The following is a 14206-nucleotide window of genomic DNA, read 5'->3' as shown; positions in this document are numbered from 1 at the left end:
TGGTACTGCACCCGAGAGAGTGTGGGAGAGTAGGACACCGCCGGACACACCATCACGGGAAGGCCCCGCACCACCAGGTGCGGGGCCTTCCCCACTTAAAACACCCCACCCCACCCCCCAAACCAAGCGTCCGCGGCGATGAAGTAGTCGCTCCGCAGTCGTGGTTCCATTGAAGAGAGCCACAGAAGCATAGAGATACGCCGGCACGACGACGCCGGCTCCTGAGGAGAGGACCGCGCTGCCATGATCGAGCAGGACCACAACGGCGAGCAGAACAGCGACTCACGGACACAGGAAGCTGCAGGTCAGGACACAGCGGTAGGAGGCAATTCCTCCGAAGATACGACAAGACCAGTGAGGCGACACTCCTGGGGCTCGAAGTCCGGGAAGACCCTGAAGAGCGAGTCGGAGCCAGCGGTACGGTTGGCGAGCTCGTCGGATTCCGTCGGACGCGAGAACCCCCAGGAGCGTCGACCGGTCGGTCGCCCGGCCGAGACGCAGGACCGCACCGCGCGTCGCCCGGTCGAGCGGCAGGATCGATCGGTCTGGTCGGACAAATCCCCACGTCGGGAGCCGTCGGGTCGGCAAGGGAGCCAGGAGCGGCGGGAGCCTCGTCGGGACGAGCGGCAGGACCGATCGGGCCCGTCGGACAGATCGGCGCGTCGGGAACCATCGGATCGTCAGGATCGGCAGAGACGGAGCACAGCCGGCGGGCGTCCGGGGGACGATCGGCGCGGTCCACGCCGGGACGACGATCGTCGCGGGGGAGCCCGTCGCGATGCGGTGGCACCATCCGGCCCCTCTGCCCACAACGCGAGGGATCTCCGCAGCGCCAATCGTCCTGACCGCGAACGGTCGCCGGAGATCGACGAGGACGTCAAGGGTGACGAGCTGGACCGCGTCACGAGGGCCCAGGTGCGTAATCTCGAGGAGCGCAGCGCCCTCTGGGTTGCGAAGCACCTGGTCATGGCAGGTCGTCTCCTCGACATCGACCCCGAGCTCGCGTTCCAGCATGCGCTTGCTGCCAGTCGCCGAGGTGGTCGGCTGGCCGCCGTGCGCGAGGCGGTGGGGCTGACCGCCTACGCTGCAGGTCACTACGGTGAGGCGCTGAGGGAGTTCCGCACTTTCCGGCGCATCAGCGGGTCGAACGTGCATCTGCCCGTGATGGCGGATTCCGAGCGCGGACTCGGGCGGCCCGACAGGGCTCTGGAGTTGGCCCGCGGCGAGGACGCGCAGAGCCTCGACGCCGCCGGCAAGGCCGAGCTCGCCATGGTGGTCTCCGGAGCCAGGACCGACCTCGGCCAGCTCGACGCCGCAGTGGTGGCACTGGAGATCCCGCAGCTCGACCTGAACCGGGCGTTCCCCTTCAGCCCCCGTCTCTTCCGCGCCTATGCTGCGGCGCTCGACGCCGTCGGGCGCCAGCACGAGGCCGAACCGTGGCGGCGTCAGGCGCGTGTTGCCGAGAAGGCGCTCGGGCTCGACGACGAGCTGGAACCGGACATCATTGATCTCGGCGAGGACGACGACCCCGAGTCGATCCCGGTGCCGACGATCGCAGACGTGCTGGGTGGGAAGACGCAGGAGCCCGCGACGGCTGAGGGGTCCGTCAGGAGCGACGAGCCCGCGGCGACGCACGAGCCGGAGACCTCACGGGAGCCGGCGCAGGGCGAATCCGATGGGTGACCGGCTGATCGACGGCTTCGACGGCGTGCTCTCGGACCTCGACGGCGTCGTCTACACGGGGCCCGGGGCGATTCTCGGGGCGACGGAGGCGCTGGGGAAGCTCGAGGGAGCAGGGAAGAAGCTCGCCTACATCACGAACAACGCCTCGCGCTCCGCCGAACAGGTAGCCGACCACCTCCGGTCCCTCGGCGCTCCGGCGACGGCGGAGCAGGTGTTCGGGTCGGCGCGCGTCGGCGTCGAACTGCTGGCTGAGCACGTTGCCGCGGGCTCGCGCGTGCTGGTCGTCGGCAGTCCGGCCCTCGCGGACATCGTGAGAAACCACGGCTTCGTGGTCGTCGGGTCGGCCGAGGAGAGCCCCGACGCCGTCATCCAGGGCTTCTCGCCGGATCTCGGCTGGAGGGATCTCGCCGAAGCCTCGTACGCGGTTGCCGCCGGGGCGACGTGGGTGGCGACGAACACGGACATGTCCATCCCGCAGGAACGCGGCACCGCGCCGGGCAATGGCGCACTCGTGGCCGCGGTCCGGGCCGCGACGGGCGCGGCTCCGCGCGTGGGCGGGAAACCGGAGGCAGCCCTCTTCACGACCGCGGCCCGGCAGCTCGGCCTCGAGCGCGCGCTGGTCGTCGGTGACCGGCTGGACACCGACATCCTCGGCGGTAACCGCGCGCAGATGGCCACGGCCCTGGTGCTCACGGGCGTGGACTCCGTCCGCTCCGCCCTCACCGCCGCCGTCGACGAACGGCCCACCTTCCTCCTCGGCACCATCGCCGGGCTCTTCGAGGAGTACCCGGCCGTCACGCCCGTGGACGGTTCGGCGTCGCATGCCTTCTCGTGCGGTGAGGCCACGGCCCACGTGGACGGGACAGCAGTGAGCGTGCGCGGGGACGAGGACGCCGTCGACAGCTGGCGTGCCGCCTGCGCCGCCTGGTGGTCGGCGCATCCCGACGAGACGCCGGAATCGGCTCCCCGGATCAGCTTCCGGTGACCGGCGATCAGCGTCCGATGCCCGGGGCCGACGAAACCGCTCCCCGGCGAGCCCGGGAGGTGACGGCCGCGGCCGGGGCGAGCGATGACACGGCAGCCGACCAGAACGCGGTCGACGCGCGGATAGAGCAGATCCTGACCCGTCTCGACGGCCTCGGCGAGCTCGAGGTGGCCGCCCACACGGAGCTGTACCTCGAGGTCCACGACCGGCTCAGCGTCGAGCTGAACTCCGAGGCGGGCCCCCAAACTGGGCAGAAGCAGGGCCAGGAGCCGGCCGGAGCGCATGGCACGCCTTGACCAGGAGCTCGTGGTCCGCGGTCTAGCCCGCTCCCGGTCCCACGCCGCGCAGCTGATCGCTGCAGGCCGGGTCATGAAGGGCGGGATCATGGTGACCAGACCGGCGACGGCGGTACGACCGGAGGACCGGCTCGAGGTCGAGGAGCGCGGCGAGGAGTACGTGAGCCGCGCCGGGACGAAGCTCGCCGGCGCGTTGCGCGTCTTCCCGGACGTGGCGCCCGAGGGGAAGCGGTGCCTCGACGCCGGCGCCTCGACCGGCGGCTTCACCGATGTGCTGCTCCGCCGCGGAGCACGGGAGGTGGTCGCCGTCGACGTCGGGCACGGGCAGCTGGTCCGCCCGCTGCGTGAGGATCCGCGCGTGCGGGTCTTCGAGGGGCTCAACGTCCGCGAGCTCGACGCCGGCCGCATCGGCGGCAGAGCCCAGCTCACCGTCGCGGATCTGTCCTTCATCTCCCTCCGGCTGGTGATGCAGGCTCTGGCGCGTGCCACCGAGACCGACGGCGATCTGCTCCTCATGGTCAAGCCGCAGTTCGAGGTGGGGCGGGGCGGCCTCAATCGTCTCGGGGTCGTCACGTCCGTGGATGCGCGGCGCCGTGCCGTCGCCGGGGTACTGACCAGTGCGGTCGGCAGCGGCCTGCACATCCGTGGTGTGGCGCAGAGCGAGCTGCCCGGCCAGGACGGCAATGTCGAGTACTTCGTGTGGATGAAGGTGCCCCGCACCGGATTGATGCCTAGGATCGAAGGGGAGTCCGGCCACCGGGTGGAGCAGGCCCCGGGGTTCAGCGGACTGTTCCCGCCGCGACCCGACCGACCAGATGGAGCTTGATGAGTAGACGTATTCTCGTACTCGCGCACACCGGTCGCAGGAGTGCGATCGTCGCGGCCCAGGAGGCCTGTACGCGCCTGATCGAGCTCGGACTCCAGCCCGTCATGCGGCCCGATGAGCTCGCCGGCATCCACGAGGAGTACGGCACCTGCGCCGCCTCCGCGGAGTCCCTCGGTGACGGCGTGGATCTCCACGACGTCGAGCTCGTCATGGTCCTCGGGGGTGACGGGACCATCCTCCGCGCCGCCGAACTCGTGCGCGACGCCGACATCCCCCTGCTCGGCGTGAATCTGGGCCACGTGGGTTTCCTCGCGGAAAGTGAGCGGGCGGATCTGGAGGAGACCGTGCGCTGGGTGGCCGATCGCAGTTACACGGTGGAGGAGCGCACCACCATCGAGGTCCTGGTGCTGCTCGGCGGCACCGTGCTGGCGCGCAACTGGGCGCTGAACGAGGCCGCCATCGAGAAGGCGAACCGTGAGCGGATGATCGAGGTCGTCACGGAGGTGGACGGCCGTCCGGTGAGCTCCTTCGGCTGCGACGGCATCGTCCTGGCCACACCCACCGGCTCGACGGCGTACGCCTTCTCGGCGGGCGGGCCCGTCGTGTGGCCGGGCGTCGAGGCCCTGCTCATGGTGCCCATCAGCGCTCACGCACTCTTCGCCCGGCCCCTCGTGGTCGCACCGACGTCGGTCCTCGCCGTCGAGGTCCTCAGCCGGACCCACGCCGCCGGTGTCCTGTGGTGCGACGGGCGGCGCAGTGTCGACCTGCCCCCCGGTGCGCGCATCGAGGTCCGCCGCTCCGACCACCCCGTGCGCCTCGCACGCACGCGGCAGACCCCGTTCTCCGAGCGTCTGGTCCGCAAGTTCGAGCTGCCCATCCAGGGCTGGCGCGGACCCGTGAAGCCGCAGGAGAGGACCACTCCATGATCGAGGAGATGCGCATCCGCGATCTGGGCGTGATCAGCGACGCCACCCTCCGGCTCGGCCCGGGGCTGACGGTGGTCACGGGCGAGACCGGTGCGGGCAAGACCATGGTCATCACCGCCCTCGGGCTGCTGCGCGGTGCCCGCTCGGACGCCGGCGCCGTGCGGCTGGGTGCCAAGTCGGCGTCCGCCGAGGCCGTCCTGCGGCTCGATCCCCTGAGCCCGGCGGCGCTCAGAGCCGCTGAGGCCGGTGCTGCTCTGGACGACGACGACGGCGTCACCGAGCTGATCCTCGCACGCACGGTGACGAGCGAGGGGCGCAGCCGCGCCTACGTGGGGGGCCGCACCTCGCCCGTCGGCGTCCTCGCCGAGCTGGGCGACGAGCTCGTCGTCGTGCACGGCCAGTCCGACCAGCTGCGACTCAAGGGGGCCCCGGCCCAGCGCCAGGCACTCGACAGGTTCGGCGGGGACGCCGTCGAGGAGGCCCTGCTGGCCTACTCGGATGCGTTCCGCCGGTGGCGTGACGCCCTTGCCGAACGGGAACGGCTCACGAGCGAGGCGCGGGAGCGGGTCCGCGAGGCCGAGGGGCTCGAGGCTGCCCTGACCGAGATCGGCGCTCTCGAGCCGCAGCCTGGCGAGGACGCAGCCCTGAAGGCCGAGTCCATGCGCCTGGGCAATGTGGAGGAGCTCCGGACGGCCGCGCTGCTGGCGCACCAGGCTCTGGTCTCCGAGGAGATCGGGGCCGGGGCCGACGCCGTCTCACTCGTTGACGAGGCCAAGCGCCAGCTCGAGGGGGTCGCGGACCACGACGCGGATCTCGGCAGGCTCGCCGAGCGGCTCGCGGAGGTCGGGTATCTGCTCGCGGACATCTCCGCCGATCTGGCCGGCTACGGCACCGCACTCGACGGCGAAGCGGCCGGCCGGCTCGAGGAGATCGAGGCACGACGGGCCGCACTGTCCGTGCTCGTGCGCAAGTACGCCCCCACCATCGACGAGGTGCTCGGTTGGCAGGAGGACGCCGCCCGCCGCCTGCTCGAGCTCAGCGGGGACTCGCACCGGGTGGAGGAACTCGACGAGGTCATCGCCGGGCTCGACCGCCGGGTCCACGATCTCGCGGGTGAGCTGTCCGCCCTGCGCGCGGAGGCCGCCGGGGATCTCGCGGAGAAGGTCAGCGAGGAACTGACGGCGCTGGCCATGCCGGACGCGCAGCTGCGGATCGATGTCACGCCCGCGGACTCCCTGACCGTGCACGGGGCGGACGAGATAGCCTTCATGCTCCAGCCGCATCCCGGGTCGGCGCCGCGCCCCCTCGGCAAGGGAGCCTCGGGCGGAGAGCTCTCGCGTGTGATGCTCGCCATCGAGGTGGTCCTGGCCGCCGTCGACCCCGTACCCACCTTCGTCTTCGACGAGGTCGACGCCGGGGTGGGCGGCAAGGCTGCCGTGGAGATCGGGCGCCGGCTCGCCATGCTCGCGGACCACGTGCAGGTGATCGTGGTGACCCATCTGCCCCAGGTCGCGGCGTTCGCCGCGCGCCATATCCGGGTGACCAAGAACGTCTCGCGGGACGGTGAGGGCGGCGGTGTCACAGCGAGCGACGTCGAGGTGCTGCCCGACGACGAGCGCGTGCGCGAACTCGCCCGCATGCTCGCGGGACAGGAGGACTCGGCGTCGGCCCGTGCCCACGCCGAGGAGCTCCTGGCGGATGCGGCCCGTCCACCCGCGCGGTGATAGGCTCGAATTCCGTGGCGCAGCAAATTAATTCCCGGTTCCTGAAATCCGCAACGACCAAGCATATCTTCGTGACCGGTGGTGTGGCCTCCTCCCTGGGCAAGGGACTGACGGCCTCGAGCCTGGGCCACCTCCTGAGGGCGCGCGGTCTCTCCGTGACGATGCAGAAGCTCGATCCCTATCTCAACGTGGACCCCGGCACCATGAATCCGTTCCAGCACGGTGAGGTGTTCGTGACGGACGACGGCGCGGAGACCGATCTCGACATCGGGCACTACGAGCGTTTCCTCGACGAGAACCTGGACGGCTCCGCCAATGTGACCACGGGCCAGGTCTACTCGACCGTGATCGCCAGGGAGCGCCGGGGTGAGTACCTCGGCGACACGGTGCAGGTCATCCCGCACATCACGGACGAGATCAAGCGCCGCATGCGGCTGCCCGCCGAGGGCTCACCCGGCAAGAAGGCCCCCGACGTGATCATCACGGAGATCGGCGGCACGGTGGGTGACATCGAGTCGCAGCCCTTCCTCGAATCGGCCCGCCAGGTCCGCCAGGACGTCGGCAGGAACAACGTCTTCTTCCTGCACGTCTCCCTCGTGCCCTACATCGGCCCCTCGCAGGAACTCAAGACCAAGCCCACCCAGCACTCCGTGGCCATGCTGCGCTCCATCGGCATCCAGCCCGATGCCATCGTCATCCGCTCGGACCGCGAGGTACCGGCGGCCATGCGCGAGAAGATCGGCCGCATGTGCGACGTCGACCTCGACGCCGTGGTCAATGCGGCCGACGCCGCGAGCATCTACGACATCCCCAAGACCCTCCACGCGCAGGGTCTCGACGCGTACATCGTCCAGGCGCTCGACCTGAAGTTCAAGGACGTGAACTGGACGAAGTGGAACAGGCTGCTCGACGTCGTCCACAATCCGCGGCACCACATCGAGGTGGCCCTCGTGGGCAAGTACATCGATCTGCCGGACGCCTATCTGTCCGTCACCGAGGCGCTGCGCGCCGGCGGGTTCGCGAACAAGACCAAGGTGACGATCAAGTGGGTCCCCTCCGACGAGTGCCGGACGCCCGAGGGTGCCCACCGTGCCCTGTCGGGTGTCGACGCCGTCTGCATCCCGGGCGGCTTCGGCATCCGCGGGATCGAGGGCAAGCTCGGAGCCCTGACCTACGCACGCGAGAGCAGGATCCCGACCCTCGGTCTGTGCCTCGGCCTGCAGTGCATGGTCATCGAGTACGCGCGCAACGTCGTCGGCCTCGAGGACGCGTCCTCGACCGAGTTCGATCCCGACACCACGCACCCGGTGATCGCGACCATGGCCGAGCAGCTCGAGATCGTCGCCGGTGAGGGCGACATGGGCGGCACGATGCGCCTGGGCCGCTGGGAGGCGACCCTCCAGGAGGGCTCGCTGGTAGCCGCGACCTACGGGAAGACCACGGTCTTCGAGCGCCACCGCCACCGCTACGAGGTCAACAACGAGTATCGCGAGCAGATCGCCGACGCCGGTCTGGTCTTCTCCGGGACGACGACGGACGGCGCCCTGGTCGAGTTCGCGGAGCTGCCGAAGGACGTCCATCCGTACTACGTCTCCACGCAGGCCCACCCGGAACTGAGTTCACGTCCCACGCGTCCGCACGCGCTGTTCGCCGGACTCGTGAAGGCATCCCTCGAGCGCCGCGGCGAGAAGGTCTGAGATCATGAGCGAGCAGTCTCGGAACATCAGCGACGAGCAGAGTCCGCGCAGACTCGTGAGCAGCACCACGGACTACGAGGGGCGCATCTGGGACGTCGTCAGTGAGACGTTCCGCCTGGACGACGACGGCGATCCGATCACCCGGGACTTCATCAGGCACCCGGGAGCCGTGGCCATTCTCGTGCTCGACGACCAGGACAGGGTGCTGCTGCTGCGCCAGTACCGTCATCCGGTCCGGATGGACCTGTGGGAGATCCCTGCAGGTCTGCTCGATCAGGAGGGCGAGGAGTTCGTCGACGCCGCTGCCCGCGAACTCGCCGAGGAGGCGGACATCACCGCCTCGCAGTGGCACGTGCTGATCGATCTCTTCCTCTCACCCGGCTCCTCCTCCGAGGCGCTGCGCGTCTATCTGGCGCGTGGCATCGGCGAGGTGCCCGCCGCGGACCGGCATGAGCGCACCCACGAGGAGGCCGAGATCACCCTGGCGTGGGTGGAGCTCGACGCCGCGGTGAGCGCCGTTCTCGAGGGGCGGATCCACAGCCCTTCCGCCGCCGCCGCGATCCTGGCCGCGAGGGTTGCCCGCGACAACGACTTCATCGATCTGCGTCCTGCCATGTCGCCCTGGCCGGAACACCCGAGCCAGCACGGCTCGTGGCCGCGCGGCGCCGTCATCGAGGACTGATCGTCAGTGGCCGGCACGGGGGAGACCGGTACGGACCGGGGCCTGTCCCGGCTGGTGCAGGACTATCTGCAGCACATGTCCGTGGAGCGCGGTCTCGCCGCGAACACGCTGGCCGCATATCGCCGTGATCTGCGCCGCTACACGGCATTCCTGGCGGACCGGGGAGTCGCGGGCGCCGGTGCTGTCACCCGCCACGACGTCTCGGCCTTCGCGCAGGCCATCGTCTCGGGCGAGGACGGCCTCTCGGCGCTGAGCGCGCGGTCCGCTGCGCGGACCATCGTCGCCGTACGCGGCCTGCACCGCTTCTGGATGCTCGAGGGGATCACCGCCGGCGATCCGGCGCACGACGTGCATCCGCCGGCGATCGGCCGCCGCCTGCCGAAGGCCATCCCCGTGGCCGAGGTGGTGCGGATCCTCGAGACCGTGGACACCTCCACGCCGTCGGGGATGCGCGATCGCGCACTGCTCGAGTTCCTCTACTCCACCGGGGCGAGGATCAGCGAGGCCGTGGGTCTGGACGTCGACGACGTCTCGGTCGACGAGGCGCTGGAGGGCCCGTCCGTGGTCAGGCTCACCGGCAAGGGCACCAGGCAGCGGCTGGTCCCCGTAGGGTCCTACGCGGCCCGCGCCGTCGACGCCTACCTGGTCCGTGGTCGTCCTGCACTGGCACTGAAGGGTACGGGCAGTCCGGCCCTCTTCCTCAACACGCGCGGCGGCCGGCTGAGCCGGCAGAGCGCCTGGACCATCCTGAAGACGGCGGCCGAGCGGGCGGGAGTGCAGCGGGAGGTCTCCCCGCACACGCTCCGGCACTCCTTCGCCACCCATCTGCTGGAAGGCGGAGCCGATGTCCGCGTGGTCCAGGAACTGCTCGGCCACGCATCCGTGACCACCACGCAGGTGTATACCCTGGTGACCGCGGACACGCTGCGGGAGGTCTATGCCGCAGCGCATCCGCGCGCCCGGTTACCGGGGAAGCCGGGTCAGGCCCCGACGTGCCGTTCCTCGGGCCCGTTGTAGAGGCTCAGCGGACGGATCAGCGAGTTCGAGGCTGACTGCTCCATGATGTGCGCCGTCCAGCCCGTGATGCGGGCCGCGATGAACAGCGGGGTGAACATCTCCGTGTCGAAGCCCATGAGGTGGTACGTGGGACCGGCCGGGTAGTCCAGATTGGGCTTGATGTTCTTGGCCTCGTCCATCGCCGTCTCCAACCCGGAGTACAGCCCGAGGATCTCGTCGCGCCCGTAGTACTCGATCATGGCGTCGAGGGCGGACTTCATGGTGGGTACGCGCGAGTCGCCGTTCTTGTACACACGGTGGCCGAAGCCCATGACCTTCTTCTTCGCGGCGAGGGCATCCTCCATCCACGCCTTCGCGCGCGCGGCCGCGTCCTCGCGGGACTCGTCCTTCTCGATGCCGATCTCCTCGAAGGTGTGCATCACGGCCTCGTTCGCCCCGCCGTGCAGGGAACCCTTCAGAGCGCCGATCGCGCCGGTGACCGCGGAGTGCAGATCGGCCAGGGTGGAGGTGATGACCCGCGCCGTGAACGTCGAGGCGTTGAAGGAATGCTCGGCGTACAGGACCATCGACACGTCGAAGGCGTGGATCACCTCCGCCGGTGCCTCCTCGCCGAAGGTCATCCACAGGAAGTTCGCGGAGTAGCCGAGGTCGTCCCGCGGTTCGACGAGCGGCTGGTCACGGCGGCGTCGCTGGTCGTAGGCGACGACGGCGGGGAACGCGGCGAAGAGCGTCGCGGCCTTCTCCATGTTCGCCTCGACCGAGTTGTCGCCGGCCAGAGGGTGGCTCGCACCCATGACGGAGACCGCGGTGCGCGCCACGTCCATGGGGTGCGCCGTGAGCGGCAACAGGTCGATGGCCGCGATCACCTCGGCCGGCAGTGTCCTGTGCGCGCGCTCGAACGCGTCGAACTCCCTGCGCTGCGCGGCGTCGGGCAGTTCTCCGTTCCACAGCAGGTAGGCGACGTCCTCCATGTCGCGGTGGCCGGCCAGTTCCTGGACGGGATACCCCCGGTACAGCAGGGAGTTCGTGTCGGGATTGACCTTCGAGACCGCGGTGTGGTCGACGACCACTCCCGCCAGTCCCTTGTGGATCTCTGGTTCTGTCACGATTGCTCCTCCTGGGGATTCTGTCCTGTGAACGTGGTTCCGGCGGCAGGTGCTGCCGACGGGTAGCCCTGCGGCACCTCGAAGTTGAAGACCGAGGAGTCGAACCTGTTGTACCCCTCGTAGTCCACCAGCTCGTAGAGGCGGCTGCGTGTCTGCATCTGGTCCACGGCGGCTTCCTGCGTGCCGTGGGCCGTGATCGAGTCCAGCGTACGCTCGGCGGCGCCCATCGCACTGCGCAGCAGCGTCACGGGGTAGATGACCAGGTTCACACCCACGCCCTCGAGCTCGTCCACGGTGAACAGCTCGCTCTTGCCGAACTCGGTCATGTTCGCCAGGATCGGCACGTCGACCGCCTCGCGGATGGCCCGGAACTCGTCGAGACTGCGCATGGCCTCGGGGAAGATGGCATCCGCGCCGGCCTCCACCAGGGCGCGCGCACGGTCCTGGGCCGCCTCGAGGGTGTCCGTCCCGCGGATGTCGGTACGGGCCATGATCAGGAAGTCGGGGTCGCGCCGGGCATCGGCGGCCGCCCGGATCCGCTTCGCCGCCGTGTCGAGATCGACCACGTTCTTGCCGTCGAGGTGACCGCAGCGTTTGGGGTTGAACTGGTCCTCGATGTGGCAGCCGGCAAGGCCTGCGTTCTCGAGCTCCTGGACACTGCGGGCCACGTTCATGGGTTCGCCGAAGCCGGTATCGGCGTCGACGAGACATGGCAGATCGGTCATGCGCGCCATCTGACCTGCGCGCTGGGCCACCTCCGTGAGGGTGGTCAGGCCGATGTCGGGCAGTCCGAGATCGGCGGCGATGACGGCGCCGGAGATGTAGACCCCGGCGAAACCCTTGTCGCCGATCAGCCGGGCCGAGAGCGGGTTGAAGGCGCCGGGGAACTGCTGGATGCGTCCCGAGGAAAGCTTCTCGCGGAGGCTCCGGCGCTTCTGTTCGGGCGTGACGGTCGAGTACAGCATGTCCGGGTCTCCTAGAGCAGTCCCTGCGGCGCGCCGGCCGCATCGATGACGCCGGGTCCGGCGACGATGTTGAGCTGATCGAGCGAGCCTGCGGAGAGCTCCGGCAACTGCTCGACGGCGGTCAGGAAGCGCTCCAGCTCGGCGTCGTCGACGACGCCTGCGGCCAGCATGCGCAGCTTGGCGATGTAGTCGGCGCGGACGAAGGGCCGGGCGCCGAGGGGATGGGCGTCCGCCACCGCGATCTCGTCGGTGATGACGGTGCCGTCGGTCAGGGTGATCTCCACCCTGCCGCCGAACGCCTTCTCGGCGATGTCCAGTGAGTGGTAGCGGCGCGTCCACTCCGGGTCCTCGAGCGTGATCACCTTGCGCCAGAGGGCCACGGTGTCGGCCCGCGCGGCCCGCTCGGGTGCGTAGGACTCCTCGTGGTGCCAGCGGCCGTCCTGCAGCGCGACGGTGAAGATGTACGGGATGGAGTGGTCGAGGGTCTCTCTCGACGCGCTCGGATCGTACTTCTGTGGATCATTGGCCCCCGATCCGATGACCACGTGTGTGTGGTGGGAGGTGTGGATCACGATCGAGGCGACATTGTCCGGGTCCGTCACCTCGGGGTGGGACCGGTTCAGGCGCCGGGCCAGGTCGATCCAGGCCTGCGCCTGGTATTCGGCCGAGTGCTCCTTCGTGTAGGTGTCGAGGATGGCCTGCTTGGGCTCGCCCGGGGCGGGAAGGGGCACCTCGTAGGTGGCGTCCGGTCCGTCGAGGAGCCAGGCGATCACGCCGTCCTCGCCCTCGTAGATGGGCGTGGGCGAGGTCTGTCCGCGCATCGCGCGGTCCACGGCCTCGACGGCCATCTTCCCGGCGAAGGCCGGGGCATGGGCCTTCCAGGTGGAGATCTCGCCCTTGCGTGACTGGCGAGTCGCCGTCGTCGTGTGCAGTGCCTGCCCGACGGCGTGGAAGATGACCTCCGGCTCGAGCCCGAGGAGGGTTCCGATCCCGGCGGCGGCCGACGGGCCCAGGTGCGCCACGTGGTCGATCTTGTGCCTGTGGAGGCTGATGGCCTTCACCAGGTCCACCTGGACCTCGTACCCGGTGGCGATCGCGCGGAGCAGGTCCGCGCCGGAGGACCCCGTGTGCTGGGCGACGGCCAGGATGGGCGGGATGTTGTCTCCCGGGTGGGAGTACTCCGCGGCCAGGAAGGTGTCGTGGTAGTCGAGTTCACGCACGGCCACGCCGTTGGCCCAGGCGGCCCACTCCGCCGAGACGCGCTCGTCGATCCCGAACACGGCAGCACCCGCGCCGTGCGCCGATGCGGGGTGGCTCGTGGCCTGGGCCCGTGCGGCGACGACGGGAGCGCGGTTCAGCGAGGCGATGGCCACCGACGCATTGTCGATGATGCGGTTGATCACCATGTCGGTGACCTCGGGCGTCACCTCGACGGGATCGGCGGCGACCTGCGCGATCTTCCAGGCGAGCTGGTCCTCGCGCGCGAGGTTCTCCTCGCTGCGGTGGACCCGGACGGGGTGGAGATCGACCATGGTGTTCCTTTCGGTGAGTGGGGCGGGGGTGGGTCTTCAGTACGCGTCAGTGCTGCAGTGCGGCGCCCTGGCGGGTGCCGGAGGCGGTGAGGAGGTGCTGGAGGCTCCTGTGGAGATGCACGCGCATGGCGGCCTCGGCGAGATCGGCGTTGCCTTGGGCGAGCGCGCGGGCGATCTGCTCGTGTTCGGAGGCGGAGTCCAGCAGCCGGTCGGGGTTGTCCCTCGCCAGTCTCCTGATCCGGGCCAGATGGGTGCGGATCGGCTTCTGCGCCTGGAGCAGATAGGGATTCGCGGCGGCCTCGTCGATGCCGTGGTCCAGCCGGGCCACGAGGGCGTAGTAGGCGCACTGACCGTCGTCGTCGCCGGAGATGAGCGGACCGGCACCGACGAACTCGTCGGCGAGCGTGGCGAAGACCGCGCGATCACCGCGCACGGCGGCGCTGCGCACCGCGGCGCACTCGAGGGGTATGCGTGCGTCGAACAGATCGGTCACGGCCTCGAGCGAGATCTCCGAGACGACGACGCCGCGCCCGTTCTGCGGGGTGGCCAGGCCTTCGGCGATCAGCCGGGAGAGCGCCTCGCGCAGCGGAGTGCGGGAGACTCCGAGCCGTGCCGACTGCTCGACCTCTCCCAGCACGTCCCCGGGGGCGAGCCGCCAGTCGACGATGTCGGAGCGGAGGGCGGCGTAGGCGCGATCGCTGGCCCGCATGGTCTCCTCCCTCCGGTCGGCGTGGTCGCGGCACGCCAGTGGCGCGGCGGCACTCCCG

Annotated in this window: 13 protein-coding genes; 9 read left to right on the top strand and 4 right to left on the bottom strand. The window is 70.0% G+C overall.

Features of this window, described 5'->3' with window-relative positions:
* The first annotated feature begins 783 nt into the window (after nt 1–783).
* From E8P82_RS13940 to xerD, 9 genes are read left to right on the top strand one after another with little or no spacing between them, the layout of a single operon-like run.
* A complete protein-coding gene (locus E8P82_RS13940) occupies nt 784–1683 on the top strand; it encodes a hypothetical protein (protein WP_246021409.1) in 900 nt (299 codons plus the stop codon).
* A complete protein-coding gene (locus E8P82_RS13935) occupies nt 1676–2668 on the top strand; it encodes an HAD-IIA family hydrolase (RefSeq protein ID WP_136455656.1) in 993 nt (330 codons plus the stop codon). Before E8P82_RS13940 ends, E8P82_RS13935 begins: the two co-directional genes overlap by 8 nt.
* Nucleotides 2665–2964, top strand: a complete 300-nt coding sequence (locus tag E8P82_RS13930) for a hypothetical protein (protein ID WP_136455655.1) — start codon at nt 2665–2667, stop codon at nt 2962–2964. The genes E8P82_RS13935 and E8P82_RS13930 overlap by 4 nt, the downstream gene beginning before the upstream one ends.
* Nucleotides 2951–3790, top strand: coding sequence for a TlyA family RNA methyltransferase (locus E8P82_RS13925; protein WP_136455654.1), 840 nt, complete (start codon nt 2951–2953; stop codon nt 3788–3790). The genes E8P82_RS13930 and E8P82_RS13925 overlap by 14 nt, the downstream gene beginning before the upstream one ends.
* A complete protein-coding gene (locus E8P82_RS13920) occupies nt 3790–4716 on the top strand; it encodes an NAD kinase (protein ID WP_136455653.1) in 927 nt (308 codons plus the stop codon). Before E8P82_RS13925 ends, E8P82_RS13920 begins: the two co-directional genes overlap by 1 nt.
* Entirely contained in the window at nt 4713–6440 is a 1728-nt protein-coding gene (gene recN / locus E8P82_RS13915; RefSeq protein ID WP_136455652.1) for a DNA repair protein RecN, read from the top strand. Before E8P82_RS13920 ends, recN begins: the two co-directional genes overlap by 4 nt.
* Nucleotides 6437–8137 carry a CTP synthase gene (locus E8P82_RS13910; RefSeq protein WP_136455651.1) on the top strand — a complete coding sequence of 567 codons (1701 nt, stop codon included), beginning with the start codon at nt 6437–6439 and terminating at the stop codon, nt 8135–8137. The genes recN and E8P82_RS13910 overlap by 4 nt, the downstream gene beginning before the upstream one ends.
* 4 nt (nt 8138–8141) lie before the next feature.
* On the top strand, nt 8142–8819 hold the full coding sequence (locus E8P82_RS13905) for an NUDIX domain-containing protein (protein ID WP_136455650.1): 678 nt from the start codon (nt 8142–8144) through the stop codon (nt 8817–8819).
* Between the two features lie 6 nt (nt 8820–8825).
* The gene (gene xerD / locus E8P82_RS13900; RefSeq protein WP_246021407.1) at nt 8826–9836 is read left to right on the top strand and encodes a site-specific tyrosine recombinase XerD; all 1011 of its coding nucleotides are present in this window, start codon (nt 8826–8828) and stop codon (nt 9834–9836) included.
* Here xerD and E8P82_RS13895 read toward each other — a convergent pair.
* From E8P82_RS13895 to E8P82_RS13880, 4 genes are read right to left on the bottom strand one after another with little or no spacing between them, the layout of a single operon-like run.
* A complete protein-coding gene (locus E8P82_RS13895) occupies nt 9800–10942 on the bottom strand; it encodes a bifunctional 2-methylcitrate synthase/citrate synthase (RefSeq protein ID WP_136455649.1) in 1143 nt (380 codons plus the stop codon). The two genes, xerD and E8P82_RS13895, sit on opposite strands and share 37 nt — an antisense overlap.
* Nucleotides 10939–11907: a methylisocitrate lyase gene (gene prpB, locus E8P82_RS13890; protein WP_136455648.1), complete on the bottom strand. Its 969-nt coding sequence runs from the start codon at nt 11905–11907 to the stop codon at nt 10939–10941. Before prpB ends, E8P82_RS13895 begins: the two co-directional genes overlap by 4 nt.
* 11 nt (nt 11908–11918) lie before the next feature.
* On the bottom strand, nt 11919–13439 hold the full coding sequence (locus E8P82_RS13885) for an MmgE/PrpD family protein (RefSeq protein ID WP_136455647.1): 1521 nt from the start codon (nt 13437–13439) through the stop codon (nt 11919–11921).
* A 46-nt stretch (nt 13440–13485) separates the two neighbouring features.
* On the bottom strand, nt 13486–14148 hold the full coding sequence (locus E8P82_RS13880; protein WP_136455646.1) for a GntR family transcriptional regulator: 663 nt from the start codon (nt 14146–14148) through the stop codon (nt 13486–13488).
* Between the last annotated feature and the right edge of the window lie 58 nt (nt 14149–14206).

It is taken from the genome of Arthrobacter echini (assembly GCF_004803505.1).
In the GTDB taxonomy this organism is placed as follows: domain Bacteria; phylum Actinomycetota; class Actinomycetes; order Actinomycetales; family Micrococcaceae; genus Arthrobacter_D; species Arthrobacter_D echini.
Note: the sequence above shows the minus strand (reverse complement) of the source record. Positions and strands in the feature narration are given on the sequence as shown.

Bases quoted from the DNA above. Each gene is read 5' to 3' on its own strand.
- E8P82_RS13905 (WP_136455650.1), top strand. From the start codon at position 8,142: ATGAGCGAGCAGTCTCGGAACATCAGCGACGAGCAGAGTCCGCGCAGA.
- E8P82_RS13885 (WP_136455647.1), bottom strand. From the start codon at position 13,439: ATGGTCGATCTCCACCCCGTCCGGGTCCACCGCAGCGAGGAGAACCTC.
- E8P82_RS13925 (WP_136455654.1), top strand. From the start codon at position 2,951: ATGGCACGCCTTGACCAGGAGCTCGTGGTCCGCGGTCTAGCCCGCTCC.
- E8P82_RS13880 (WP_136455646.1), bottom strand. From the start codon at position 14,148: ATGCGGGCCAGCGATCGCGCCTACGCCGCCCTCCGCTCCGACATCGTC.
- recN (WP_136455652.1), top strand. From the start codon at position 4,713: ATGATCGAGGAGATGCGCATCCGCGATCTGGGCGTGATCAGCGACGCC.
- prpB (WP_136455648.1), bottom strand. From the start codon at position 11,907: ATGCTGTACTCGACCGTCACGCCCGAACAGAAGCGCCGGAGCCTCCGC.
- E8P82_RS13920 (WP_136455653.1), top strand. From the start codon at position 3,790: ATGAGTAGACGTATTCTCGTACTCGCGCACACCGGTCGCAGGAGTGCG.
- E8P82_RS13935 (WP_136455656.1), top strand. From the start codon at position 1,676: ATGGGTGACCGGCTGATCGACGGCTTCGACGGCGTGCTCTCGGACCTC.